Raw genomic sequence first — 26,198 nt, 5'->3', positions numbered from 1 at the left:
AGACTGAGGACGTGAGGACCATGCAATCCGAGGTTCAGGCGCTGATCGCGCGCAGCAACCGGCTCGGCGCGGACCCGACCACGACGAACTACGCCGGGGGCAACACCTCGGCCAAGGGTGCGGTCACCGACCCGGCCACCGGCGGTCCGGTCGAGCTGCTCTGGGTCAAGGGCTCCGGCGGTGACCTCGGCACGCTCACCGCGTCCGGGTTGGCCGCGCTGCGGCTGGACCGCCTCCGCGCCCTCGTCGACGTCTACCCCGGCGTGGAGCGCGAGGACGAGATGGTCGCCGCGTTCGACTACTGCCTGCACGGCCGGGGCGGTGCCGCGCCGTCCATCGACACCGCCATGCACGGCCTCGTCGACGCCGCGCACGTCGACCACCTGCACCCCGACGCCGGAATCGCGATCGCCACCGCCGAGGACGGGCAGAAGCTGACCAAGGAGATCTTCGGCGACCGGGTGCTGTGGATTCCCTGGCGACGACCGGGTTTCCAACTCGGCCTCGACATCGCCGCGGCGGCGCGGGCCAACCCACGCGCGATCGGTGTGATCCTCGGCGGGCACGGCATCACGGCCTGGGGCGCGACCAGCGACGAGTGCGAACGCAACTCGCTGGAGATGATCCGGGACGCACAGGCGTTCCTCGACGAGCGGGGCCAGGCTGAACCGTTCGGCCCGGTCATCGCCGGCTACCAGCCGCTGCCACCGGACGAACGTCGGCGTCGGGCGGCGGCGCTGTTCCCGGTACTGCGGGGTCTGGCGTCCACCGACAGGCCGCAGGTGGGCCACTTCGATGACAGTGACGTGGTGCTCGACTTCGTCGCGCGGGAGAAGCACCGCGCACTCGCCGCCCTGGGCACCTCCTGCCCGGACCACTTCCTGCGTACCAAAGTCCGTCCGATGGTGCTCGACCTGCCGCCCACCGCCCCCGTCGAGGCCGTGCTCACCCGCCTCAGCGAGTTGCACGCCGCCTACCGTGACGACTACCGCGCGTACTACGAGCGGCACGCCGGTCCGGACAGCCCCGCGATGCGTGGTGCCGATCCGGCGGTCGTGCTGGTGCCGGGCGTGGGCATGTTCAGTTTCGGTGCCACCAAGCAGACCGCCCGGGTCGCCGGCGAGTTCTACGTCAACGCCATCAACGTGATGCGCGGCGCGGAGTCCGTGTCCCGCTACGCGCCGATCGACGAGGCCGAGAAGTTTCGGATCGAGTACTGGGCGTTGGAGGAGGCGAAGCTTCAGCGGATGCCGAAGCCGAAGGCCCTCGCCACGCGGATCGCGTTCGTCACCGGCGGTGGCTCCGGCATCGGCCGGGCCATCGCCCACCGGCTCGCCGCGGAGGGCGCCTGCGTCGTGGTCGCCGACCGCGACGCCGAGGCGGCCGGCGCCGTCGCCACGGAGATCGGCGGCACCGACGCGGCGGTCGCCGTCGCCGTCGATGTCAGCGACGGTACGGCCGTCGCGAACGCCCTGCGCGACGCGGTGCTCGCCTTCGGTGGAGTGGACCTGGTCGTGAACAATGCCGGGCTCTCGCTGTCCAGGTCGCTGCTGGAGACGACCGAGGCGGACTGGGACGTCCAGCACGACGTGATGGCCAAGGGCTCCTTCCTCGTCTCGCGGGAGGCCGCGCGGGTGCTGCTGGCGCAGGGGATGGGCGGTGACATCGTCTACATCTCCAGCAAGAACTCGCTGTTCGCCGGCCCGAACAACGTGGCGTACGGCGCGGCCAAGGCCGACCAGGCGCACCAGGTCCGCCTGCTCGCCGCCGAACTCGGCGGCCACGGCATCCGGGTCAACGGTGTCAACCCGGACGGGGTGGTCCGCGGTTCCGGCATCTTCGCCGGGGGCTGGGGTGCGCAGCGGGCCGCCGTCTACGGCGTGCCGGAGGAGAAGCTGGGCGAGTTCTACGCCCAGCGCACGCTGCTCAAGCGCGAGGTGCTGCCCGAGCACGTCGCCAACGCGGTCTTCGTGCTCACCGGCGGCGAGTTGTCGCACACCACGGGGCTGCACATCCCGGTGGACGCCGGGGTCGCCGCAGCCTTCCTCCGCTGATGACCGCCGTGCGACTGGCCGCCGTGGACGTGGGCGCGTCCAGCGGCCGGGTCATGCTCGCTCGTGTCGGGCCAGGGACGCTGGAGCTGACCGAGGCGCACCGGTTCCGCAACGATCCGGTGCGGGTAGCAGGCACCCTGCACTGGGACGTCCTGGCGCTCTACCGGGGCGTCCTGGAGGGGCTGCGCGCCGCCGGTCCGGTCGCCGGTCTCGGCATCGACACCTGGGCGGTGGACTACGGGTTGCTCGACGCCACGGGTGCTCTGCTCGGCAATCCGGTGCACTACCGCGACGGGCGTACCGAGGGCGTCGGTGACCGGGTGGCGAAGCAGCTCGGCCCGGCGCGGCTGTATGCCACTACCGGGCTGCAACACCTGCCGTTCAACACCCTCTACCAGCTCGTCGCCGCCGCCGGAACGCCTCAGCTGGAGGCCGCGCACCGGCTGCTGCTGATCCCGGACCTCATCGCCTACTGGCTCACCGGTGTGATCGGCGCCGAGGTCACCAACGCCTCCACCACCCAGCTGTACGACCTGCGCCGCCGCACCTGGGCCACCGACCTGATGGCCGACGCGGGGATCCGCGGCGAGATGTTCCCGCCGCTGCGCGAGCCGGGAACCCCGATCGGCCCCGTGCTGCCCACGCTCGATCTGCCCGGAACGCCCGAGGTGGTGGCGGTGGGATCGCACGACACGGCCTCGGCCGTGGTGGGAGTGCCGGCGGTGGGTGAGCACTTCGCCTACATCTCCTGCGGCACCTGGTCGCTGGTCGGCGTCGAGCTGGACGCCCCGGTGCTCACCGAGGCGAGCCGGCGGGCCAACTTCACTAACGAATCCGGCGTCGACGGCACGTTCCGCTACCTACGTAACGTGATGGGCCTCTGGCCGCTGCAGGAGTCACTGCGTACCTGGGGCACCACGGACCTGCCCGCCCTGCTCCGTCAGGCGGCCGAACAGCCGGCCTTCCGGTCCGTGGTCGATCCGGACGACCCCACGTTCCTGCCACCCGGTGACCTGCCCGCCCGCATCGCCGAGACCTGTCGACGTACCGGCGAGCCGGTGCCGGAGCACCCGGCGGCGACCGTCCGGTGCATCCTGGACAGCCTCGCGTTGGCGCACCGGCGCGCCGTCCAGCAAGCGCAGCAGCTCTCCGGTCGGCACGTCGACGCGGTGCACGTCGTCGGCGGCGGCGCCCGCAACGACCTGCTCTGTCAGCTCACCGCCGACGCCTGCGGCCTGCCGGTCCTCGCCGGGCCGGTCGAGGCCACCGCCCTGGGCAACGCCCTGGTGCAGGCCCGGACCCTCGGCGTGATCGGCGGTGGCCTGGCCGAGCTGCGGTCCGTGCTGCGCGGAACGCAACAGATCGTGCGGTACGAGCCACGCCCCGACGCGACGGCGTGGCGCGCCGCAACCCGAAGGCTCGGATGGGCGGACTGAGCGTGCGGGCGGTTGGCGATCTGACCGGTGCGCTGCACAGGCAGGAACGGGGCGGCGGTCCGGTGACCGCCGCCCCGTTCAACGGGTCAGACCGTGATGCGTCCGGCGCCGGCACCTGCGGTGACGCTCGCCTTCACACCGCTGGCGGCGTCGAGTTGGTAGGAGTAGGGGATGGCCGCGACGTCGCCCGCGCTCTCCGGCGCACCGGAGTTGACGAAGACGTTGTTGCGCTGGACGAGGTCGCCCGGGTCCGATTCGGCGTAGCCGACCGCTGTCGGCCGGGTCACGTTCTCGAAGTAGTTGCCCTCGACGAGTACACCGGCGCCCATGGTGGACGCGACCCCGTAGTCCGCGCCGAAGTAGTAGTTGTTGAACACGTGCACCGGGTCGCCGAACCGGACCCGGGGGTGCCGCTCCTTGCTGCCGTCGAACCAGTTGTGGTGGTAGGTCACCCGCAGGTGCCCGATGTCGGCGGTGAAGCCGTCGTCGTGGCCGAGCAGCATGCTCTTGGTGTGGTTGGTGACCCGGTTCCACGAGACGGTGACGAAGTCGGACTCCCGCTTGATGTCCAACGCGCCGTCGTAGCCGCCGTCGAAGGTGTTGTGGTCGATCCAGACGTTGCGCGAGTTCTGCACGTTGACCGCGTCGTCGTCCCAGCCCCGGAAGGTGAGGTTGCGGATGATGACGTTGCTGGCGCTGCTGACGTTCAGCCCGTTGTCCAGCGTGGCGTTGCCGACGCCGAGCACTGTCTTGTTGGACCGGACGTCGTTCATCTTGTCCGGCATGGTGAGCGAACCCTGCACCCGGATGATCAGCGGTGCTGCCGACTCCAGGGCGTCGGCGAGCGCCGGGCCGTCGGAGACGGTGACCGTCTGGCCACCCGCGCCGCCGGTGGTGCCACCGTTCTGGGTGGCCCAGCCGACCAGGCCGGTCTGCGGTGGGGTGGTCGGCGGCGGGGTGGTCGGGGGAGGGGTCGTCGGGGGCGGGCTGGTCGGCCCGCCCGGCAGGCCGACCTTGCCGACCCCGGCCTGCGCGGTCACGACGGCCTTGATGTCGCAGGCGGTGGTGATGGTGTACGCGTACGGCGGGTTGGTCACGCTGCCGCCGGTCTCACCCGCGCCCGAGTTGATGAGGCAGTTGTTGCGGGCGACGAGCCGACCGGGGCCGGAGTCGGCCTCGGCCAGGTGGTACGGGTCGTCGACGTTCTCGAAGTAGTTGCCCTCCACGATCACGCCGGAGTTCTCCGTCGCGGCGACACCGTAGTCACCGGTGTTGAGGTAGTAGTTGCTGTAGACGTGCACCTGGTCGCCGAAGCGGACGCGGGGGTTGCGCTGACGGGTCTCGTCGAAGAAGTTGTGGTGGTAGGAGACCTTCAGCCGTCCGGTGTCCTGCGCGGCGTTGCCGTCGTCGTGCCCGAGCAGCATGTTCTTGTTGGTGCCGTCGGCGTGGTTGTAGGACACCGTCACGTACGACGAGCCGCGCTTGATGTCGAGGCCGCCGTCCGAGCCGGTGGTCCAGGTGTTGTGGTCGATCCAGATGTGGTGGGAGAACATCTGCACGTTCATCGCGTCGTCGGCCCAGTTGCGGAAGTTGAGGTTCCGCAGGATCACGTTGTGCACGGCGTTCGCGGGCGGGCTGGTGACCGCGTTGTCGATCGGCAGGCCGATGTTGAGGCCGCCGCCGGTGAAGCCTGAGTTGGCGCCGAGCCCGACGATCGTCTTGTCCGAGGTGACCTCGTGCATCGGGCCGGGCAGGGCGATCAGTCCGCTGACCTGGATGATCTTCGGACCGGCGGAGGCGGCCTCGGCGATGAACTGCGCCGCGGTGGTCACCGTGACGGTCGGGCCCCCGGCCCCACCGGTGGTGCCGTTCTGACCCCAGGCGTCGACCGACGCCCAGCCGTCCGCCACGTTCGTGCCCGGGTCACCGGGCGGGGTCGGCGTCGGGTCGGTCGGGTCCGGCCCGGGGGTGGCGCTGGTGACCTGGACGTTGTCGAAGTTCGCGCTGGCGTTGAAGGTGGCGACACCGATCCGGCCGCTGGCGAACTGGCTGTCGGTGGCCTCGGTCAGCAGGGTGCCGTTGACGTAGCCCTTCAGCGAGCTGCCGGCGACGTCGATCCGCAGCGTGTACGCGGTGCCGACGGTCACCGTGGTCGCGGCGCTGTCCAGCGTGGTGCTGGAGCCCCCGCTGAGCCGCTTGAGCTCGACGGTGTTGTTGCTGCGCAGAGCCAGGTAGTAGTAGCTCGTACTGCTCTGCGCCCGGGCCAGCAGCGCGACGAAGCGGTTGGAGCCGTTGAACGCGGTCGGCTTGACGGTGGCCTGGACCGAGTAGTCGGTCCAGCTCGCCGTACCGGCCAACGACCGGGCGTCGCTGCTGGTGCCGGACTGCCGGTAGACGCGGGAGCCGTCGGTGGCGACCGTCCAGCTTCCCCCGGACGCGGTCCATCCGGTGGCGTTGCCGTCCTCGAAGTCGTCGGTGAAGAGGGTGTCGGCGTAGGCGCCGGTGGCGCCCATGCCGAGGGCGAGGGCGACCGCGGCGAGCGCGGCCCCGATGGTGAGCAGGAGACCTCGGCGATGCCTTCGCCAGGTTTCGGTGGTGTGCACGGAACCTCCTTGGTGGTGGGAGCTGTCGCTGCTAGAAGCCGAGCTTTCCGGTGCCGGAGCCGGCCGAGACGAGCGACTTGATGGTGTTCGGATCGGTGACCGTGTACGGGTAGTAGGTGCTGGGCTCCTGCACCGAGCCACCCGCGTCACCCGGCTCGCTGGTGCCGGCGAGCACGTTGTTCCGGGCGATCAGCCGACCCTTGGACCCGGCGTAGCTGATCGACCACGGCACCTCGACGTCCTCGAAGTAGTTGCCCTCGACCACGCAGCCCGAGTTGAGCTGGCAGGCGACCCCGACGTCGGTGTTGTAGACGAAGTAGTTGTTGAACACGTGCACCGGCTCGCCGAAACGGACCCGCGGGTTGCGCTGCGGCGTCCGGTCGAACCAGTTGTGGTGGTAGGTCACCTTCAGATAGCTGGTGTCCTGGGCGGCGTTGCTGTCGTCGTGTCCGAGCAGCATGTTCTTCGTGTGATGGTGGGTGTGGTTCCAGGAGACGGTGACGTAGCTGGCGCCACGCTTGATGTCGATCAGTCCGTCGTAGCCGTACGCCAGGTCGTTGTGGTCGATCCAGATGTGGTGCGAGAACATCTGCACGTTTATCGCGTCGTCCACCGTGTTGCGGAAGTTCAGGTTGCGGACGATCACGTTGTGCACCGCGTTGGCGGGCGGGCTGGTCGCCGTGCTCACCGGCAGGCCGATGTTCAGGCCGCCGCCGGTGATGCCCGAGCTGGCGCCCACGCCGACGATCGTCTTGTCCGAGGTCACGTCGTGCATCGGGCCGGGTAGCGCGATCACGCCGCTGACCCGGATGTTCAAGGCGCCGGCGGTCCCGATCGCGGCGAGGAACTCGGCGGCGGTGTCGACGGTGACTGTCGGACCGCCAGCGCCGCCGGTGGTGCCGTTCTGGCCGAGCGCGTTCACCGACGCGAAGCCGATCGGCGGTGCGCCCGGGTCCAGTGGCGGCTCGGTGGGTGGCAGTGTCGGCTCGCCCGGCGGCTCCCCAGGCGCTCCGGTCTCGGTGTCCACCCGGACGTCGTCGAAGGAGGCGCTGGCGTACGACGTGGCGAGCCCGGCGCGGCCGGCGGCGAACGCGCTGTCGGTCGCCTCGACCACCAGTGCGCCGTTGACGTAGCCCCGCAGTGTCGTGCCCACGGCCTCCAGGCGCAGTGTGGCCCAGCTGCCGGTGGTCACGCCGCCGGCGGCCGAGTCGAGCGCCACCGGGTCTCCACCGGCGCGCCGGAGCAGTTGCACGCCGCCGCTGGCGGTGACCGCCAGCGCGTAGTAGCTGCTGCTGTTCTGTGCCCGGGCGATCACCCCGACGTGCCGGTTCGTGCCGCCGAACCCGGTGGGTCTGACCCGCGCCTGGACGCCGTAGTCCGTCCAGCCCGGGGCGGAGGTCAACGCCCGGGCGTCGCTGCTGGTACCGGACTGCCGAAAGGCCAGTGAACCGTCGGTCACCACCGACCAGCTGCCTCCCGACCGCGACCAGCCCGTCGAGTTGCCGTCGGAGAAGTCGTCGCTGAGCAGCGTGTCGGCGAAGGCGGGCGGGGTGGCGATGAGCACCGCTGTGGCGGCGAGCGCTCCGGCGGCGAGCGCCGCCGCGATCAGCCGGGGCCTCGGCCGGCCCCGAGGGTTCAAAGATTTCATCATGGGCCTCCCTGGTGGTGGTGGCGGGCTCAGATTTCCGTCGGCGTAACGGAATTGAAATGAGCCATACACGAACGGTAGGGAGACGTACTGGCGAGAGTCAATGAATTGAGTGTGCAGGTATGTTGCAGACTATTCGGGAAATGCGTATTGCCCGGCCGCTGGCGGCCGAGCTGTCCTTTATTCGGTGCGATTCCCACCGAACGGTCGCACCCGTTCTCTGCAGCCTTTCAACGCATCTTTAGCGGCGGCTGGTGTTCAGTTGTCGTGGCTTTCCTGTGCTCAACCGGTGTTTCGTGGCGCGGGCCCGGCGGGGCGGCCTCCGCCGGCGCTTGCCGTCAGTCGGTCGAACGAACCGTCGGGCGGTGCGGCGGCGTGTCGGCGCGGGGTGCGGAGGCCTTGGTTGATGGCCGTCGCTGGCACCGGCAATCACCTCCCGAGCCTGCAAAGGTTTGCAGCGAAGGAACCACAGAAGCTGGATGGACGTCAATGCCCTGCCGCGAACCTGCGGCATTTACCCCCGTTGGTGAGGATGGGAGCCGTCTTGCCGCCCCCTGCTGCTGACGAGATCATGAACGTAGACCATGATCAATGCAACAACCGTTTGCAGGAAACGAAGATCCGTTGATTGACATGAATTAATCATCGCGCCTAGCATGGGTTCCGGAAAGCGCTTTCCGCCCTCGCACCCCACCGCCACGGATCGCCGACCGATCCGGCGCTCGCCCCTGCCCCGTGACGCCGACGTCCAGGCGCCGCGGACCGGCTCGGGCTCGCCGCCGCGGCCCGTCGGACCCGCCCCGGTCCGCGATTCGCCCCCGCGAAAGGCAGCCAGATGTTCTCCACCCCCGTTCGCCGTACCGCCTCGCGCTGGTGGTCCCTCGCCGCCGTCGGGGTCGCCACCGTCCTGCTCACCCCGCCCGGGTTGGCCCAAGCCGCGCCCACCGCCACGGCGAACCCCGCCACCAGCGCTGTGGCCGGTCCCGCTGACGGCTTCGCCAGCGTCGCCGCGCTGGGCCAGGCCGGCACCACCGGCGGAGCCGGCGGACCCACCGTCACCGCCACCACCGCCGCCCAGCTCCTGGACTACATCGCACGGCCGGGCCCCTACGTCATCCAGGTCTCCGGCACCATCAACCTGCCCGCGGGCAGCAATGACGGAATGCACGACGTCGCCTCGGACAAGACCATCATCGGGCTCGGCGCCACCGCCACGCTCGCCGGTGGTGGGTTGAACATCGGTGTGCCGGTCGACGACGACGTCACCACGCCGCCGGCGAACGCCGTACACAACATCATCATTCGCAACCTACACCTGACCGGCGCGAGCGACGACCTGATCAACGTGCAGATGTTCTCCCACCACATCTGGATCGACCACAACGAGTTCTCGAATGGTGATGACGGTGCGGTCGACATCAAACGGGGATCAGATTATGTGACCGTCTCCTGGAATCACTTCCACGATCACGACAAGACGCTGTTGCTGGGACATGACGAGGATGCCGGACCGCAGGACACCGGCCGGTTGCGGGTCACCTATCACCACAATTTCTTCGACCGTTCCGACCAGCGCAACCCCAGGGTACGGTTCTCCGCGTTGGCGCACGTCTACAACAACTACTACTACGACAACAGCTACGGGGTCGCGTCCACCTACGACGCCGCCGTGCTGATGGAGAACAACTACTTCTACTCCGTGAACAACCCCGGCCGGGTGGACTTCAGCGGCGACCTGGGTCGGATCGTGGCACGGGGAAACATCCTCGTCGCCTGCAACCATCCGATCGAGATCCGCGGCACCGTTCCCGATCCGCGTGGTTACTACCCCTACCAGCTCACCCCCGCCGCCGACATCCCGACCACGGTTCCGGCCGGCGCCGGGGTGGGCAAGGTGTCGTCGACACTCGCCGGTGCCTCGCCGAGCGCGGTACCGGCCAACCAACCGGACGGGTTCGCCAGCGTCGCCGCGCTCGGTCAGAACGGTACGACCGGCGGAGCAGGAGGCCCGGTGGTCACCGCGACCAACGCGGCGGACTTCCTCGACTACATCGACACCATCGGGCCGATGGTCATCCAGGTCAGCGGCGTGATCCGGATCAGCAGCAAGCAGGGGGTGCGCCCGCACAAGACGATCATCGGCGTGGGGAACGCCGAGATCACCGGGGGTGGGCTGGACTTCTACCGGTCGTACAACGTGATCGTCCGCAACATCAACTTCACCGAGGCCGAGGACGACGCGATAAACGTCGGCCAGAACTCCCACCACATCTGGATCGACCACAACCGCTTCGCCGGCGCGATCGACGGCTCAGTCGACATCGTGCGGGGCGCCGACTACGTGACGGTTTCCTGGAACCACTTCGACCACGCCGACAAGAGCATGCTCATCGGGCATTCCGACGGCGCGGCGTCCACCGACGTCGGGCACCTGAAGGTGAGCATCCACCACAACTTCTTCGACCACAGCCGCCAACGCCATCCCCGGGTGCGGTTCGGCGAGCCGGTGCACGTCTACAACAACTATTTCCTCGGCAACGCCCTCTACGGCGTCGCGTCGACGGAGAACGCCGGCGTCCTGGTCGAGGGCAACTACTTCCGGGACGTCCCGTACCCGCTGCACTCCGCGAGCGGGTACGCCGACAGCGGCCCTGGGCGTGCCGTGCAGCGCGGCAATGTCTTCGTCAACTCCGGCCAGCCCGAGACCGGCGGCACGGTCACGGAGCCGCGAACCTACTACCCGTACCAGCTGGACCCGGCGGCAGACGTTCCGGCGCTGGTCACCGCGGGCGCCGGGGTCGGTCGGCTGACCTGACGCCCGCCGCGTCGTACCGTCGGGGTGGTGCCCAGCACCGCCGGGACGGTACGACGCGGGACGCCCCGGTCAGCGCCGCAGCGTCGCAGACGGTGACTCCCCGAATCGCGTCCGGTACTCGGTCGCGAACCGACCGAGGTGCACGAAGCCGTGTTGCAGGGCAACAGTCGTCACGGACGCCCCCGGGGCGGCCGAGCGGAGCGTGCGGTGTGCCGCGTCGAGCCGGCAGGCCCGCAGGTACGCGGTCGGGGTGGTCTGCAACTCGCGGCGGAAACAGTCCTGCAGTGTTCGTACGCTCACCCGTAGCGCCTCGGCGACATCACCGACGGTCAGTGCCTCCCCGTGGTGTTCAGAGATCAGGGCGCAGGCCCGGCGGACGAGACGCCCGGGGTGGGCGTGCTGGCCCGGCTCGGCCAGCAGGTGGGAGTGGCTGTGCCGATGGGCCAGCAACAGCTTGCCGATGAGCCCCTGTTCGAAACGGGCGGCTACCTGCGGGTGGTCGAACAGGGACGCGTCGGCCGGCTGGGACAGCTCGTCGGCGAGGAACGCCACCCCACGCGCCCACGCCCGCGCGGTCGGCGTGGTCATGAGCATGCCGACGTCGAGGCGGACCGGGTCGTCCACCGGGTGGCCCAGCAGGCGGGCGAGTTCCCGGTCGACGGCCCGCCGGTCGGCGTAGAAGATCCGGTGCGGCGATCCCTCGGACCACCGCATGTCCGAGGAGTCGTACGGGGACAGCACCGAGGCGACGTCCGGGGTCGAGGTCACGATCTGACCGGCGTGCCGGACCATCGTGCTGCCGGCGCTGGGGATCTGGACGAGGTAGAAGGTCTCCAGCGCCGGCGGTTGGATGCGCACCGCCTGCCCGTAGTCCAGATCGATGACGCCCACCCCACCCGCTCGGCGAGCCGCCATCCGCAGTTGCACGGCGTGCACACCCGCCTGCGGGGTGAGCCGGTGTGGACAGAAGACCCGACCCACCTCGGCGCGAGCCCGGTCGACATCGTCCGTCCGGACCGTCACCGCATCCATCCGACACCTCCCGGGCGTCCCGTCGCGCTGACCGTAAGGCGCGACCGGCCCGGACCAGACCCGAAAGCCGCCGACCCGACAGGAAAAGGGTCCGGCTGCGTAGCGCGGACAGCGCCCGCGTCGAGCGGATAGCGACAGTCCCGGCCTGCTCGCTAGCGTGCGACCACCGCGGGCGGTCAGCGCCGGCACGGTTCGTACGTCCTTCGGAGGAGATCATGAGGATTGCCGTCGTCGGTGCCGGATTCGCCGGTGTGAGCGCAGCGAAGGTGCTGCGGCAGAGCGGATTCGACGTCACAGTGTTCGAGCGCGCGCCCGACGTGGGTGGGGTGTGGAGTCGTACCCGGCGATACCCCGGCCTGCACACCCAGAACGACAAGGGCACCTACCACCTCTCCGACCTGCCGATGCCCGCCGACTACCCGCAGTGGCCGTCGGGCGAGCAGGTCCAGCGGTACCTGGAGAGCTATGTGGAGAAGTTCGGGCTGTCCAGCGCGCTGCGCCTGTCCACGGAGGTCGCCTCGGCCGAGCTGGTCAACGACGAGACCGGGTGGCTGGTCACCTCGCGGCCGGCGGGTGCCCCGGACCCGCTGACTGTGGAACGGTACGACCACCTGATCGTCGCCAACGGCATCTTCTGCGACCCGTTCGTTCCGTCCTTCGACGGGCAGGCGAGCTTCACCGCCGCCGGGGGGCGCGTACTGGCGACGGGGGAGTTCCACGACATCGAGGCGGCCCGAGGTAGGAACGTCCTCGTGGTCGGGTACGGCAAGTCGTCCTGCGACGTGGCGGTCCCGGTGAGCGAGGTCGCCGCCCAGACCCACGTGGTGGCGCGCGAACTGCTCTGGAAGATGCCCCGCAAGCTCGGTGGTGCGCTCAACTACAAGTACCTGCTGCTCACCCGGATGGGTGAGGCGCTCTTCCGCTACCTGCACCTGAGGGGCTTCGAGCGGTTCCTGCACGGCCCGGGGAACGGTCTGCGTCGGCGCATGGTCGACAGCGTCGGCTCGGTCGCGACCCGGCAGTTCAAGCTGCGCGAGCTGGGTCTCGTGCCCAACGGCAGCTTCGAGGACATCGCCCGCAGCACTGTCAGCCTCGCCACCGAGGGCTTCTTCGAGCGGGTCACCGACGGTCGCATCGCCGTGCACCGGGAACAGGTGATCACCGAGTTGCTGGTCGACGGCGGCCGGCCCGCCGCCCGCCTGGCCGACGGCACTGTGCTCCCCGCCGACCTGGTGATCTGTGGCACCGGCTTCCGCCAGCACGTGCCGTTCTTCGACGACGCGTTGCACGCCCGCCTCCAGGACGACGCCGGCAACTTCATGCTCTACCGGCAGATCCTGCCGATCGGCGTGCCGCGGCTGACGTTCGCCGGCTACAACTCGTCGTTCTTCAGCCCGCTCAGCGCGGAGATGGCGGCGGTCTGGACGGCCGCGTACCTGCGGGGTGGTCTGACGCTGCCGACCGAGGTCCGGATGCGCGACGAGGTGCGCGCCCGGCTGTTCTGGATGACGAAGCGCACCAACGGACGGCACGCTCGCGGCACGAACATCATCCCGTTCTCGATGCACAACGTCGACGAGGTGCTGGACGAGTTGGGGCTCAACGTCGGCCCGCTGACCCGGGCCCGGCAGTGGCTGTTCCCCGTCGACCCGGGCTCGTACCGCAGGGTGACGGCACAGATGATCCGGCGTACCGCCGACCCGGTATCCGCCATCAGCGACGGAAACCCGATGAAGATGGATAAAATACGCAGATAGGGATCAGGCGGGGCCGGTCGGCGAGGGAGGCTCGGGGACGATGGCAGCGGAACAGGGTCACCACAGTGGTGTGCCCGTGCCGGCGGCCCTGGCCGGCTGAGCTGTCTCGCCCTCCGTGCTGACGCGCACCGAGTTCTTTCGTGGGCTCGGCGACAGTAGGAGCCCACGATCGGCCACCGTCCTGGAACTGCTGTTCGACATCGTCTACGTCTTCGCGCTGGCCCGCCTCGCCGGGCGGGTCGCGGACGACCTGACCATCGTCCGGCACACGCTGCTGTCCGAGGCGGGCCAGACCGTCCTGTTCTTCACGGCGATGTGGATGATCTGGTCGCTCAACGCCCTGCTGGCGAGCACCTACGACCCCCGTCGCCCCGATCTGCAGGCCGTCCTGCTGGCGACGATGTTCGGCACGCTGGTGCTGGCGGTCACCCTGCCGCAGGCCTTCGGCCAACGCGGCGTCGTCTTCGCCTGCACCTACGTCGCCATCCAGGTCGGTCGACCGCTCTTCACGTCGTTCGCCCTGCGGGGTCACCCGGGTCACGCGTTCGCGCTCCGGGTGCTGACCTGGCACCTGGCGTCCAGCGTGCTCTGGATCAGTGGCGGCATCAGCGGTGGTCTCGGTCGGGGCGTCTTCTGGACCCTCGCTCTCGCCATCGAGCTGATCGGCGCCGCCACCACCTACCCCCTGCCCCGGATGGGAAGGAGACAGCTCACCAGCTCGGGGGTCACCGTCTCGCAGGAGCATCTCGCCGAGCGGTACAACCAGTTCTTCATGATCGCTCTCGCCGAGGTGGTGCTCGAAGCCGGCGCCGCGGTCAGCTTCCCGGGCTTCACCACCGAGGGGACCATCGTCCTCGTCGCCTCGTTCGTGGTGGTCGTCTCGTTCTGGCGGATCTACTTCTACCACGTCAGATCCGGCCATGCCTCGACCCCGAGCGGCGAGGGGATCGAGCTGTCGCGGTGGGCGAGCTACAGCCTGCTGTTGATCGTCGGTGGCATCATCTGCACCGCCGTCGGCTTCGGTCAGGTCGTCGAGGACCCGCACCCGCCGATCGACTGGGCCCTGGTGGCCATCATCTTCGGCGGCCCGGTGCTGTTCCTGATCGGGCGGAGCGCCCTGGAGCGGGAGGACCGATCCGCGCCGCGGTGTCGGGCGCTGTACTACGGCGCGGTGGCGCTGGTCGTGGCGGCCCCGCCGATGGTGCTGCTCCCGCCGGTCGCCGTCGCGGCGGTCGCGGCGGTGATCCTGGCCGGCATCACCGTGTACGACCAGCGTGCCCACAAGCGTGGGTCGGAGACCAACCCGACGTTGTGACGACCCGTTGCGAGCCGGCGACCAGTCCGCGTATGGTCGTCGGGCACGCCGTCGAGCTGGAAGGAGGTCAGAACAATGTCCGATGTTCTGCGCCCCCTCCGCGCTCCGGCGTCCGCGCGGATCTGATCCGGGGCGCGCGCTTCCCGGAGGACCAACCCATGACTGATCTGGTCATCCGTCCGCTCGTCGCGGGCGAGGAAAACCTGTTCGACTCCATGCCTGATCCGCTGCCCCAACTACGCCAGGTCGCGTACACCGACGGGATCGCCGGCGGCGGCTACCGGCCCGAGAACACCTGGGTCGCACTGCGCGCCGGCCGGTTGGTGGGTCGGGCCGCCTGGCTCCTTCCGCCGGGCGCCGTCGGTGCCCCCTGGTTGGACCGGTTCGATCTGGACGCCGAGCCGGAGGTGGGCGCCGAGCTGCTGCGCGCCGCCCACGAGGCGCTGGGCGGTCCCGGTCTGTACTACGCCGCACTGCCGGCGCACTGGCGGCGTCGGCCCGAGGTGCTGGCCGTGGTGCGGGCGCCCATGGAGGCCGCCCGGCTCGCCGGGCTGGTCGAGCGGGGGGAGCGGCTCCGCTGTTCCTGGACGGGCACCCCGCTGCCGGCATCGTCCGGGAGGTACAGCTTCCGCCCACCCGTCGACGTGGCGGAGGTCAAGGCCCTGGTCGCCAGGGTCGCCGAGCCGGACGTGCTGACCGGCGTCGAGATCGCGCGGGTGGTCGGCGGCGTCGACCTCGCCACCGACCCGCTGGCCTGGTTGGGCGAGAACACCGAGGAGTGGCGCATCGCCCTGGCGGCCGGCAAGCCGGTCGGGCTGGTCGGCACGGCCGGGGACGCCTGCTACCCCCTGCTCGCCTATCTCGGCCTCCTCGACGAGGCGGCCCGGCCCGAGCTGTTGGCCGAGGCGGTCCGGGTGCTGGCCGCCGGCGGTGCCCGCGAGGTCATCGCCGATGTGGAATCGCACCGGGTGACCGTGCTGGCGGAGTTGGAGCGGACCGGCTTCCGGCAGTTGCGCTCCCGGGTCGTCTTCGCGCCGCCGAACAGTCAGGAATAGCTGACCGGGTGCGCCCGGTCACCCGGGCGCACCCCCTCAGCCAGCGTCGAGCGCGGCCCCTGTCAGCATCTGACCATGCCGGAGATCATCGCGCTTCTCATCGGCGGGTTGGCGCTCGTCGGGGCGCCGATCACCGGGCTCTACCTCTGGCCGGTGGGCCGCCGTGGCCTACGGGTCGCGCCGGCCCGACCGCTCGACTTCGACACGGCCACCCGTGCCGCCGCCGCCATCATCGCCGCCGAGACGGCCGATCCGGAGGTGCGACCGGAGTCGCGCAGCCGCTTGCTGAGCCACGGTTCCCGTACCGGCCGGGCAGTGCTGCTGTTGCACGGGTACACCCTCGCGCCCGAGCAGTACGAAGGGCTGGCCGAGGAGTTCTTCGACAGTGGGTACAACGTCTGGGTTCCCCGGGCGCCCCAGCACGGGACCGTCGACCGGCGGGCCCACCACCGGGTCGAGGCCGGTGAGCTGACGACGTACGCCGTGCAGGGGTGGGCCGTCGCGGCGGCTCTGGGAGACGAGGTCGGCGTCGTGGGGATCTCCGGCGGCGCCGTGCTGGCCGCCTGGCTGGCCCAGGTGCCGGGCAACGTCGTACGGCATCTGCTGTTGCTGTCGCCGTTCTTCGGTCCGAATCCGCGACAGGCGCCGGCCTACGCGGTGAAACCGCTGATCGTGCTGTACGGGCGTCGCGTTCTCCGGGATCGCGTCACGTCACGTGGTTATTCGCTCGCCGCCGTCACCCAGTACCTGACGATCGCCCGTACCCTGCCGAACCCGCCCCGGCGGACCGGTCTGCGGACCGCGGCGGTCGCGATCAGCCCGCTCGACGGCGTGGTGGACCTCAGGGCAGCGGTCGACGTGCCGCGCCGCATCGCCGACGCGAACGCGATAACGCTGCGGGTGTGCACCCTGCCGGCGGCGTTGGGCGTCGAGCACAACACCCTCAACCTCGCTGCCCTCGGCGCCGACGGCGACGAGTGGCGCCGGCGGTACGTCGCGCTCTACGAGGGTGAGAACGCGTCGGCCTCCGGGCTCGCCGGGACGACAAGCGTCGGCGAGTGACGGTCGACGAGGCCGTGGTGGCAGGTGAGCCCCTGCCACCACGGCGTCGGTCGGTCGGTCAGACCCGGACGATCTGTCGGCGCTGCCGCCACGCGAGGCTCGCGGCTTGCAGGACGAAGAAGACACCGCCGGCCGCGGTGTAGACGATCAGCATGCTGAGGCTCGGCTCCTCGCCTAGGGCAGCGGGCAGGTAGGTCGCGCCGGCGATGACCGAGAGCGCGCCGGCGATCAGCATCGGCCACTGGCGGCCGAGTTCGGGGCTGTTGCGGCGGATGGCCACGGTGAACTGAGCCACGCCGGAGACGATCGCCCAGACGCCGAAGGTGAAGAGCACGGCGCCGATCCCGCTGCTTGCCGCCAGCCCCAGGGCGAGCGCCGCCAGGGCGCTGAGCGTGGTGTTGAAGATCTGTAGCTTGCGGGCCGGGGTGCCGGGATCTTCGCGGGCGTCGAGCAGCGAGGCCACCACGTCGATGAGTGGATAGGCGATCAGGAGCACCACGGTGGTGGCGGTGAGCGAGTCGCTGACGGTCGAGAATCCGGCGGCCCAGGCGATCGCCACGAGGCCACGGACGAGGTAGATGCGAAAGAGGGGAGACATCCGAGGGTCAGCTTTCTGCCGGTCGTGTCGGTTACCCGGACGACCCTTCCGGCCGTGTCGCTGGATGGCCCCAGGGAGAAACCCTGGCCGAGGCACTGGCCTCCGACCGACCTGGCCTTCGGCACGCTGGGCCACCGACCCCAGGGCACCGGCCAGGGGTTCTCCCTGGGGCGACCGGCGGGTCCTGCGCGCGACGGTGAGCACCGGACGGCGAATGGCGTCCGGTGCCACAGAGGAGTGAAGATCGTGGATTTCAAGCTTGAGGTCATCGTCCTGCCGGTCTCGGACGTGGACCGGGCCCGGGCCTTCTACCAGAAGGTCGGTTTCCGGCAGGACGTCGACTACGTCGCCTCGGACGGCTTTCGCGTCGTGCACCTCACCCCGCCCGGCTCGGCGTCCTCGATCATCATCGGTGACGGGGTGTCCGACGCCGCGCCGGGATCGGTGCAGGGCATACACCTGGTGGTGGACGACGTGGTCGCCGCTCGCGCGGAACTGGTCGCCCGCGGGGTCGAGGTGAGCGAGGTCTTCCACGACGCCGGAGGCGTGTTCCACCACGCCGGCACCCGCGATCGGGTGACCGGCCCGCAGCCGGAGCGACTGTCATACAGCTCGTTCGCGTCGTTCAGCGACCCGGACGGCAACGGCTTCGTCCTTCAGGAGGTCACCGTGCGGCAACCGGGCCGGATCGCCCATGTCGTCTACGGCTCGGTGCCCGAGGTGGAGCAGGCCCTGCGCGACGCCGCTGCGGCGCACGGCCGGCACGAGGCGGAACTCGGTCACGAGGACGCGGACTGGCCGATCTGGTACGCCGACTACATGGCCCGGACCGCCGGCCTCGGCACCTGATTTCTGCGCGGTCCCTCGCGCAGCCGACGCGCCGGGGCCGCCCTCTGAGCTGGCCGGACCCGAGATCGGTGATCTCACTCGGTGTACCCTCCGCCGGGGAGGATGACGTGCCGAGTAACACCGAGATTTCCGCGCTGCGGGGGCGTCGGCGCGAGCGGGACACGCTCGACCGGCTCCTGCGTGACGTCCGCGCCGGGCACAGCCGGGTGCTGGTGCTTCGTGGTGAGGCCGGGGCCGGCAAGAGCGCGCTCCTGGACTACCTCAGCGAGCACGCGTCGGCCGGTCGGGTGACCCGGGCCGCCGGGGTGGAGCCGGAGTCCGAGATCGCGTACTCGGCGCTCCAGCAACTCTGCGCGCCGCTGCTCGGTCACCTCGACGGGCTGCCGGAGCCACAACGGCTCGCCCTCGCCACCGCCTTCGGGCTGCGCCCCGGCGACCCGCCGGAAGGACTGCTCATCGGCCTCGCCGTCCTCGGGCTGCTCGCCGAGGCCGCGGCGGAACAGCCACTGGTCTGCATCGTGGACGACGTGCAGTGGATGGACCGGATGTCGGAGGTCATCCTCACCTTCGTCGCCCGCCGGCTGGAAGAGGAGTCGATCGCGCTGGTCTTCGCCTCCCGCAGCCCGGGGGACGAACAGATCCTCGGCAGCCTGCCGGAGCTGCGGGTCGACGGCTTGCCGACTGCGGAGGCGCGGGCCCTGCTGGACTCGGTGCTACCTGGCCCGGTGGATGACCGGGTTCGCGACCGGATCGTCGCCGAGACGCGCGGCAACCCGCTCGCCCTGCTCGAGCTGCCGCGCGGCCTGACACCGGCGGAGCTGGCGTTCGGATTCGGCGGGCAGGCCGCAACGCCCCTGGCGAGCCGGATGGAGGAGGGCTTCCGGCGGCGCATCACGGCGCTTCCGGCGGACACCCGTCGACTCCTGCTCGCTGCGGCGGTCGAGCCCCTCGGTGACGTGACGCTGCTTTGGCGCGCCCTGAAGCGGTTGGGGGTCGGACCGGACGCCGCCGCGCCGGCCGAGGCCGCCGGCCTGGTCGCGTTGGGGGCGAGGGTGCAGTTTCGGCACCCGTTGGTGCGTTCGGCCGCGTGGAGGTCGGCCGAGGCCGCCGAACTGCGTGAGGTGCACCGTGCGCTCGCCGAGGCGACCGACCTGGACCACGACCCCGACCGCCGCGCCTGGCACCGGGCGCACGCCGCCGTCGGGCCGGACGAGGAGGTCGCTGCCGAACTGGAGCGTTCGGCCGGTCGCGCCCTCGCCCGGGGGGCCGGTCCGCCGCCGCGTCCTTCCTCGAACGCGCCGCCGAGCTGACCTCGGACCCGAAGGCGCGCGCCGCACGCGCCTTGGGTGCCGCGCGGGCGCGGTTGGACGCCGGGGAACTGAAACAGGTCCCGGGCCTGCTGGCGGCCGCCGAGTTGGGTCCACTCGAACCGTTGCAGCAAGCCGGGGTGACACGTCTGCGGGCTCAGGTCGCGTTCGCGCTCAACCCCGGCAATGCGGCAGGTCCACCACTGCTCGCGGCCGCCCGCCGGCTTGCGGAGCTGGATCCCCCTACGGCACGGACGACGTACCTCTCGGCGGTGGGCGCCGCCGTGCACGCCGGTCGGCTCGCTGACGGTGACCTGCGTCGGGCAGCCGAAGCGGCCCGCGGCGTGCCGGCCGGTGACGAGCCGGCAGACCTGTTCCTGACCGGCCTCACGGCATGGACCCTCGACGGGTACGCGTCCGCCGTCCCGCATCTCCGCCGGGCTCTCGAAACCATGACGGCGGACGAGAACCTGCACCTGCTCTGGCTGGCCGGGCCGGTCGCGCACGAGGTGTGGGACGACGCTGCCTGGTTCCGGCTCACCGAACGGGCGGTCGGGTTTGCCCGCGCCACCGGTGCGCTCTCGCTGCTGCCCACAGCGTTGTCGTTCCGCTCCGGCGCTCTGGTGTTTGCGGGTCGCTTCGCCGACGCGGCCGGTCTGCTCGACGAGGCCGACGCGCTCGGCCAGGCCACCGGGATGGCCATGCATCCGTCCGCCTCGCTCACCCTGGCCGCCCACCGTGGCCGGGAGTTGCCCGCGATGGAGCTGATCGACGCCACGGTCAAGGACGCCGACGCGCGTGGCGAGGGTCGCCTGCTCGGCCTGGCCGGCTACGCCAGGGCGGTGCTGTCCAACGGGCTCGGCCACTATCCCGGCGCGCTGAAAGCCGCACGGCAGGCGGCCGAGTACGAGGATCTCGCCGTGTACAACTGGACGCTCGGCGAGCTGGTCGAGGCCGCCGTACGCGCCGGAGAGGCCGAGGTGGCCGCCGAGGCGAGCGAGCGCCTCGCGGAGCGTACCGGCGCAGCCGGCACGGGCTGGGCGTTCGGCGTGCAGGCCCTCGCCGACGCCCTGACGGGAGCGTCGGGGAAAATCGAGGACCGGTACCGGGAGGCGGTCGAGCGGTTCACGGGTGGCCAGCTCGGTCTGCAACTGGCCCGGGCCCGGCTGCTCTACGGCGAGTGGTTGCGTCGAGAGAATCGCCGCGCCGACGCCCGGACCCAACTGCGTGCAGCGCACGAGGCGTTCGTCACGATGGGCGCGGAGGGCTTCGCGGAGCGGGCGGGCCGGGAACTGTTCGCCACCGGTGAGACCGTCCGCAAGCGGACCCTCGGTGAGCCTGTCGAACTCACCCCGCAGGAGGCGCAGATCGCTCGGCTCGCGGTGGCGGGACGGACCAACCCGGAGATCGGTGCCGCGCTGTTCCTCAGCCCTCGTACCGTCGAGTGGCACCTGCGCAAGGTGTTCACCAAGCTCGGCATCGGGTCGCGCAGGGAGCTGGCGGCGGCCCTGCGCGACCGCTGACCGCGGGTAACGGACCCCCTCGTTCAGTGACTGAGCACGACCTTGCCCGACAGGCGGCCGGCGGCGTGGCGGCGGTGCACCTCGACGATCTCGGTCATCGGGAGGCGCTCGCTGACGCCTGGCGAGACCCCGTCGGCGTCCACCCGGCGGGCAATCTCGTCGAGGTGGGCGGGATCCCGGCGAACGGTCATGACCGTCGCGCGCACCGCGGGGCGGCGGTCCGTCGCGGCAGCCGAGGTGATGGAGACCAGACGGCCCCCCGGCTCGATGAGGGCGACGAGCCGATTCATGCCGGACCCGTCGATGGGTGCCGTGTTGAACACAGCGTCGACCGGCTCGGTCAGCCGGTCGAGCGTGTAGTCCAGGATCTGGTCGGGGCCGGCCGACTGGGCTGCCGTGATGCTGGCCGGACCCGCCACTCCCAGAACGGTGGCGCCGGCCAGCTTGGCGAACTGCACGGCCAACCGACCGACGCCACCGCCCGCGCCGTTGACCAGGATGCGCTGGCCGGGCCGGACCCGCAGGTGGTCGTGAATGCCCTGCCAGGCGGTGAGCCCGGCGATCGGCAGGGCAGCGGCGTCGGCGAGCGGGATGCTCGTTGGCGCGGGGACCACCATCGCCGCCAGAGCGAGGGTGAACTCCCCGGTGGCGCCGTCCGCCGGTCGTGGCAGGGCCGCGATGACCCGGTCGCCGACCGCATGCCCGGTGACACCCGGGCCGAGTTCGACGATCGTGCCAGCGACGTCGGTGCCAGGGATGTGCGGCATCCGGACGGGATGGGAATGGTGCAGGACACCGGCTCGGATGACGGCGTCCGCCGGGTTGAACGACGTGCCCGCGACTTTGATCAGGACCTCGCCGGAACCGGGGACGGGCACGGGTGCCTCCTCGTAGCGGAGCACCTCCGGTCCGCCGTACTCGTGCATTCGGATGGCGTGCATGGCTTCCTCCAGCGGGGTTTGCGGAACAGGGGTGCCCGCGGCCATGACCCGGTGCTGCGGCTTCGTGGCCGCGGGCTGGCGGGCGGGTCAGCCGGTGAGGAGCTTCTGGGCGTACTCCGGGTTGGTGTAGTCACGCCAGGCGGCGATCTTGCCGTCGCGGATCTCGTAGATCGCCATGTTCATGACCGGCGCCACCGGCCGGCCCGGCAGCCCGAGGCCGTGGACCTGCTCGGCGATCACGACGTCGCCGTCGACCGCCTGGTGCACTGTCGCGAACTGGATTTCCGCAAACGTCCCGAAGACGCCGCGCCACACCTCCACGACCGCGTCCCGGCCCCGCACCTGCTGGTCGCCGTACGCATGGAACACGACCTCGGGGTGCAGGTAGGGCACGAGGCGGTCCGCGTCCTTGGTGTTGAACGCCTCGACGAACTCACGAACCAGGGTGTCGTTGCTCTGTGCCATGTCCGGTCCCTTCACTTGGTGGGCTGGGTGGTGCTGTTGAACACGGGCGGGGCGTAGCCGGCCGGCTTGTCGCCGATGCCGAGGCCGGGGCTCACCACCCAGGACTGGTACTGCGGGGTGAACATGCCGTACGGCAGCCCGAGGTCCGGGGCGCTGGCCTCGTCGAGCCGGCGACGGGCGTCGGCCGGGATCTCGAAGTCGAGCGCCTCGAAGTTGCTGCCCACCTGCTCGGCGCTGCTCGCCCCGATGATCACCGAGGCGACGGCGGGCTGGGTGGCGACCCAGTTGATCGCGACCTGGGCCATGCTGCGACCCAGGTCGCTGGCCACGCTCTCGAGGGCCTCGATGACCTTCCAGTCGTTGGGGCTGATCTCCCGACCCGCGGCGTTGGGGTTGGTCAACCGGCCGGTCCCGCTCAGGCCCTCGCTGGTCCGTCGGTACTTGCCACTGAGCAGGCCACCGCCGATCGGGCTCCACGCGGTGAGCCCCATGCCCAGGTTCTGGGCCATCGACACGAACTCGGCCTCGATGCCCCGGCCGACAAGCGAGTACGGGAGCTGCATGTTGATCATTGGGGCCAGGCCGTGCGCCTCGGCGTAGCTCTGCGCGCGGGCCGCGTACCAGGCCGGTACGTCGGAGAGCCCGGCGTACCGGATCTTGCCGGAGCGCACCAGGTCGTCGAGGGTGTGCACGACCTCCTCGACCGGGGTGATCCGGTCCCAGGTGTGCAGCAGGTACAGGTCGATGTAGTCGGTGCCGAGCCGGCGCAGAGACGCCTCCACGGCCCGCATGATGTGCTTGCGGCCGTTGCCGCTGGCGTTCGGGTCGGCCGGGTCGACGGTGTTGGTGAACTTGCTGGTGAGGACGAGCCGTTCGCGGACGCCGGCCCGGTCGATCAGGCGGCCGAGGATCTTCTCGCTCTCTCCGGCGGTGTAGAAGTCCGCCGTGTCGATGAAGTTCCCGCCTGCCTCCAGATACTGGCGGAAGATCGGCTCTGACTCCTCCTCGGTCTTGCCGTACGCGGCGTGGAAACCGTCGACACCGAAGTTCATGGTGCCCAGCGCCAGCCGGCTCACCCGCAGACCGGACCGCCCGAGCAGGTAGTAGTGGTTCATGGCTGTGCCCTCCCGATCGTGATGTCGGCCCGCAGCGGACCGCGCGTTCCAGACCTTTGCTCGCCAAAACTGGACCTGCAAGTCCAAAACCTGCGCTAGGGTTGGGCCATGACACGCGCGTTGACCCGCAAGGGCGAGGCGACCCGGGCGCGGATCGTCGCCGGTGCCGCCGCCGAAGTCCGCGAGCGCGGCGTCGACGAGGTACGCCTCGAGGATGTGATGGCCCACACCGGCACCAGCAAGGGTCAGCTCTTTCACTACTTCCCGGACGGGAAGGAGGGGTTGCTGCTCGCGGTGGCCCAGCACGAGGCAGACCAGGTGCTCATCGACCAGGAGCCGATGCTGAGCAACCTGACGTCCTGGCCGGCCTGGCTCGCCTGGCGCGACCGACTGATCGAGCGGTACCTCGCCCAGGGGGTGAAGTGCCCCCTCAACGGTCTGCTCGGGCAGACCGGCCGGCGGGCGCCCGGCGCGCAGGCCATCGTGACCGGGCTCATGTGGCGCTGGCAGAAGGCGATCACCGAGGGCATCCGGCACATGCAGTCGACCGGCGACATCGACCCGGACCTCGACACCGACCGGGCCGCCGCGGCCCTGCTCGCCGGCATCCAGGGCGGGGTGCTGCTGCTGCTCTCCACCGGAAAGATCGACCATCTCGAAGCCGTCCTCGACCTCACCATCGACTCGCTGCGCGCTGGTGCCCGCACGGGCGGGAGCTGAGCCGAGGCCAGCGACGCACCGAGTTATCCTTACGCCCGAGTTTTCGGAGATCGGAGCAGACGTGGCAGGTGACGACGACATCTCCGGGTGAGCACCCGGACCGGCCGCCGACGAGCGCGTGATCGCGCCCTTGTCGCCGCGGCCTCCGTCGTCATGCCCTGCTCCCGTCGGGGTGCCCCTGTGCGCCCGGATCTTCACTCTCCGAGGGTTCCCATGTCTGTTCGACCTGCTCTCATCGCCCATGACCTCGTGCGGGTCCGCGGCGACCGCCGGGTGCTCGACGGCGTCTCCCTGACCGCCGCACCCGGCCACCGGATCGGCCTGATCGGTGAGAACGGCACCGGCAAGACGACACTGCTGCGGGTCCTGGCCGGCGCCGACGAACCCGACTCCGGCACCGTCACGCGCCCACCACGCCTTGGCTTCCTGCACCAGGAGATGCCCCACGCCCCGTCGGTGACCGTCGCCGCAGTCCTGGACGACGCGCTGCGCGAGGCCCGCGCGGATCTCGCCGAGCTGGATCGGCTTGGCGCCGCGCTGGCCGAAACGTCGGAGAAGCCCGAGCGGCACGAAGGGCTGCTGGCCGCGTACGGCGAGGTTCTGGAACGGGCCCAGGACGGTGACGCCTGGGATGCCGACCGGCGTGCGCTGACGGTGCTCGACGGCCTCGGCCTCGGTGGAATACCCCACCACCGGAGGCTCGGCGCGCTGTCCGGCGGGCAGCGCGGCCGCCTGGCCCTTGCCGCCCTGCTGATCCGCCGGCCGGATGCGCTGCTGCTCGACGAGCCCACCAACCATCTCGACGACGCGGCGGCGGCGTTCTGCGAGGACCAGCTTCGTGCCATGCCGGGGGTGGTCGTGGTCGCCAGTCACGACCGTGCGTTCCTGGACGCGGTCTGCACCGATCTCATCGACCTTGACCCGGCGGTCGACGGGCCGGTCCGCTTCGGCGGCGGCTACACCGCGTACCTGACGGCGAAGCGCGCCGAGGCGCAACGGTGGCGCAGACGTTACGACGACGAGCAGGCGCTCCTCGCCGAGCTGCGTGAGGCCGCCGCCGTGACCGGGCACCAGGTCGCCCACGGCCGCGGCCCGCGCGACAGCGAGAAGATGGGGTACGGGCACACCGCCGGCCGCGTCCAGAACCAGATCTCCCGTCGCGTCCGCGACGCCGCCCGTCGACTGGAGACGATCGAGCGCGACCCCGTTCCGGTGCCGTCGGAGCCGTTGCGCTTCCACGCGCCGGCACTCGCCGTCAGCGACAGCGACAGGGTCATCGTCACGGCGGACCGGCTGGAGGTTCCCGGCCGACTGCGGGTGGCGCACCTGCAACTCAAGTCCCGCGATCGGCTGTTGGTGACCGGCCCCAACGGCGCGGGCAAGTCCACACTGCTCGCCGTGCTCGCCGGCCACCTGGCCGGTGTCGGAGCGCTCTGGCGACGACCGGAGCTGCGGGTCGGCCTGCTCGCCCAGGACACCGTCTTTGCGGATGCGCGGCGGACGGCCCGGCAGGTCTTCGACGCGACCGTCGGCGTGGAGCGGGCCGCTGTCGTACCGCTGTCGTCCCTCGGGCTGCTCGCCCCGGCGGACCTCGACCGCCCGGTGGCCGACCTGTCGGTGGGGCAGCGCCGTCGGCTCGCCCTGGCGGTGCTCGTCGCCGATCCGCCGGAGCTGCTCCTGCTCGACGAACCCACCAACCACCTCTCGCCGACGCTCTGCGACGAACTGGAGGAAGCCCTGGGCGCCGGCCCGGGTGCCATCGTCGTGGCCAGCCACGACCGTAGACTCCGCTCCCGCTGGCCAGGTCGAGAGCTCTCGCTTCCGGGAGCTGGAATGCCGTGCTCGGACCTGGGGTGAGTGACGACGACGGGCTGGGCCGGGTGGTGGTCGCGCAGATCACGGC

General features: G+C 70.7%; 19 protein-coding genes. 12 read left to right on the top strand and 7 right to left on the bottom strand.

Translation table 11 applies throughout. The annotated features are described in order from the left end of the window. The first annotated feature begins 20 nt into the window (after window positions 1–20). Window positions 21–2,054, top strand: a complete 2,034-nt coding sequence (locus MED15_RS02435; RefSeq protein WP_112730576.1) for a bifunctional aldolase/short-chain dehydrogenase — start codon at window positions 21–23, stop codon at window positions 2,052–2,054. Further along, window positions 2,054–3,490, top strand: a complete 1,437-nt coding sequence (locus tag MED15_RS02430; protein ID WP_112605303.1) for a rhamnulokinase — start codon at window positions 2,054–2,056, stop codon at window positions 3,488–3,490. The genes MED15_RS02435 and MED15_RS02430 overlap by 1 nt, the downstream gene beginning before the upstream one ends. An 86-nt stretch (window positions 3,491–3,576) precedes the next feature. On the opposite strand, the gene MED15_RS33985 is transcribed toward MED15_RS02430, so the two are convergent. Both MED15_RS33985 and MED15_RS02420 read right to left on the bottom strand, forming a co-directional pair. Beyond that, complete coding sequence (locus MED15_RS33985; RefSeq protein ID WP_244220335.1) at window positions 3,577–6,093, bottom strand: pectate lyase family protein; 2,517 nt, start codon at window positions 6,091–6,093, stop codon at window positions 3,577–3,579. 31 nt (window positions 6,094–6,124) lie between these two features. Beyond that, complete coding sequence (locus MED15_RS02420; RefSeq protein ID WP_244220334.1) at window positions 6,125–7,744, bottom strand: pectate lyase family protein; 1,620 nt, start codon at window positions 7,742–7,744, stop codon at window positions 6,125–6,127. A gap of 832 nt (window positions 7,745–8,576) precedes the next feature. On the opposite strand from MED15_RS02420, the gene MED15_RS33980 reads away from it, so the two are divergent. Then, window positions 8,577–10,556, top strand: a complete 1,980-nt coding sequence (locus tag MED15_RS33980) for a pectate lyase family protein (protein ID WP_244220333.1) — start codon at window positions 8,577–8,579, stop codon at window positions 10,554–10,556. 69 nt (window positions 10,557–10,625) lie between these two features. On the opposite strand, the gene MED15_RS02410 is transcribed toward MED15_RS33980, so the two are convergent. Further along, the gene (locus MED15_RS02410) at window positions 10,626–11,588 is read right to left on the bottom strand and encodes an AraC family transcriptional regulator (RefSeq protein ID WP_112734697.1); all 963 of its coding nucleotides are present in this window, start codon (window positions 11,586–11,588) and stop codon (window positions 10,626–10,628) included. 215 nt (window positions 11,589–11,803) lie between these two features. Between MED15_RS02410 and MED15_RS02405 the strand changes: the two genes are divergently transcribed. The 4 genes from MED15_RS02405 (at window position 11,804) to MED15_RS02390 (ending at window position 16,777) form a co-directional block, all read left to right on the top strand. Continuing rightward, window positions 11,804–13,345: a flavin-containing monooxygenase gene (locus MED15_RS02405; protein ID WP_112734696.1), complete on the top strand. Its 1,542-nt coding sequence runs from the start codon at window positions 11,804–11,806 to the stop codon at window positions 13,343–13,345. Window positions 13,346–13,460: 115 nt separating this feature from the next. After that, on the top strand, window positions 13,461–14,660 hold the full coding sequence (locus tag MED15_RS02400; RefSeq protein WP_112605295.1) for a low temperature requirement protein A: 1,200 nt from the start codon (window positions 13,461–13,463) through the stop codon (window positions 14,658–14,660). A 158-nt stretch (window positions 14,661–14,818) separates the two neighbouring features. Next, a complete protein-coding gene (locus MED15_RS02395) occupies window positions 14,819–15,715 on the top strand; it encodes an acetyltransferase (protein ID WP_112700231.1) in 897 nt (298 codons plus the stop codon). Between the two features lie 75 nt (window positions 15,716–15,790). Further along, the gene (locus MED15_RS02390) at window positions 15,791–16,777 is read left to right on the top strand and encodes an alpha/beta hydrolase (protein WP_112734695.1); all 987 of its coding nucleotides are present in this window, start codon (window positions 15,791–15,793) and stop codon (window positions 16,775–16,777) included. Window positions 16,778–16,835: 58 nt separating this feature from the next. Here MED15_RS02390 and MED15_RS02385 read toward each other — a convergent pair whose 3' ends face one another. Next, window positions 16,836–17,375: a DUF308 domain-containing protein gene (locus tag MED15_RS02385; RefSeq protein WP_112605286.1), complete on the bottom strand. Its 540-nt coding sequence runs from the start codon at window positions 17,373–17,375 to the stop codon at window positions 16,836–16,838. Between the two features lie 246 nt (window positions 17,376–17,621). Here MED15_RS02385 and MED15_RS02380 point away from each other — a divergent pair, with 246 nt between their 5' ends. The 3 genes from MED15_RS02380 to MED15_RS34630 all read left to right on the top strand — a co-directional run bounded on the left by MED15_RS02380 (window position 17,622) and on the right by MED15_RS34630 (window position 21,054). Next, window positions 17,622–18,224 carry a VOC family protein gene (locus MED15_RS02380; protein WP_208646454.1) on the top strand — a complete coding sequence of 201 codons (603 nt, stop codon included), beginning with the start codon at window positions 17,622–17,624 and terminating at the stop codon, window positions 18,222–18,224. A gap of 107 nt (window positions 18,225–18,331) precedes the next feature. Then, a complete protein-coding gene (locus MED15_RS34635; RefSeq protein WP_341866327.1) occupies window positions 18,332–19,534 on the top strand; it encodes an AAA family ATPase in 1,203 nt (400 codons plus the stop codon). A gap of 137 nt (window positions 19,535–19,671) precedes the next feature. Next, window positions 19,672–21,054 carry a LuxR C-terminal-related transcriptional regulator gene (locus tag MED15_RS34630; RefSeq protein WP_341866326.1) on the top strand — a complete coding sequence of 461 codons (1,383 nt, stop codon included), beginning with the start codon at window positions 19,672–19,674 and terminating at the stop codon, window positions 21,052–21,054. Window positions 21,055–21,077: 23 nt separating this feature from the next. On the opposite strand, the gene MED15_RS02370 is transcribed toward MED15_RS34630, so the two are convergent. The 3 genes from MED15_RS02370 to MED15_RS02360 all read right to left on the bottom strand — a co-directional run bounded on the left by MED15_RS02370 (window position 21,078) and on the right by MED15_RS02360 (window position 23,575). Then, window positions 21,078–21,995, bottom strand: coding sequence for an NADP-dependent oxidoreductase (locus tag MED15_RS02370; RefSeq protein ID WP_112734694.1), 918 nt, complete (start codon window positions 21,993–21,995; stop codon window positions 21,078–21,080). An 87-nt stretch (window positions 21,996–22,082) separates the two neighbouring features. Next, entirely contained in the window at window positions 22,083–22,460 is a 378-nt protein-coding gene (locus MED15_RS02365; protein ID WP_112605280.1) for a nuclear transport factor 2 family protein, read from the bottom strand. 11 nt (window positions 22,461–22,471) lie between these two features. After that, on the bottom strand, window positions 22,472–23,575 hold the full coding sequence (locus tag MED15_RS02360) for an aldo/keto reductase (RefSeq protein WP_112605277.1): 1,104 nt from the start codon (window positions 23,573–23,575) through the stop codon (window positions 22,472–22,474). A gap of 108 nt (window positions 23,576–23,683) precedes the next feature. On the opposite strand from MED15_RS02360, the gene MED15_RS02355 reads away from it, so the two are divergent. Next, window positions 23,684–24,295, top strand: coding sequence for a TetR/AcrR family transcriptional regulator (locus tag MED15_RS02355; RefSeq protein WP_112734693.1), 612 nt, complete (start codon window positions 23,684–23,686; stop codon window positions 24,293–24,295). 213 nt (window positions 24,296–24,508) lie between these two features. After that, window positions 24,509–26,152, top strand: a complete 1,644-nt coding sequence (locus tag MED15_RS02350; RefSeq protein ID WP_112734692.1) for an ABC-F family ATP-binding cassette domain-containing protein — start codon at window positions 24,509–24,511, stop codon at window positions 26,150–26,152. Window positions 26,153–26,198: the final 46 nt, after the last annotated feature.

This window comes from Micromonospora noduli (genome assembly GCF_003264475.1).
In the GTDB taxonomy this organism is placed as follows: Bacteria; Actinomycetota; Actinomycetes; order Mycobacteriales; family Micromonosporaceae; genus Micromonospora; species Micromonospora noduli.
Note: the sequence above shows the minus strand (reverse complement) of the source record. Positions and strands in the feature narration are given on the sequence as shown.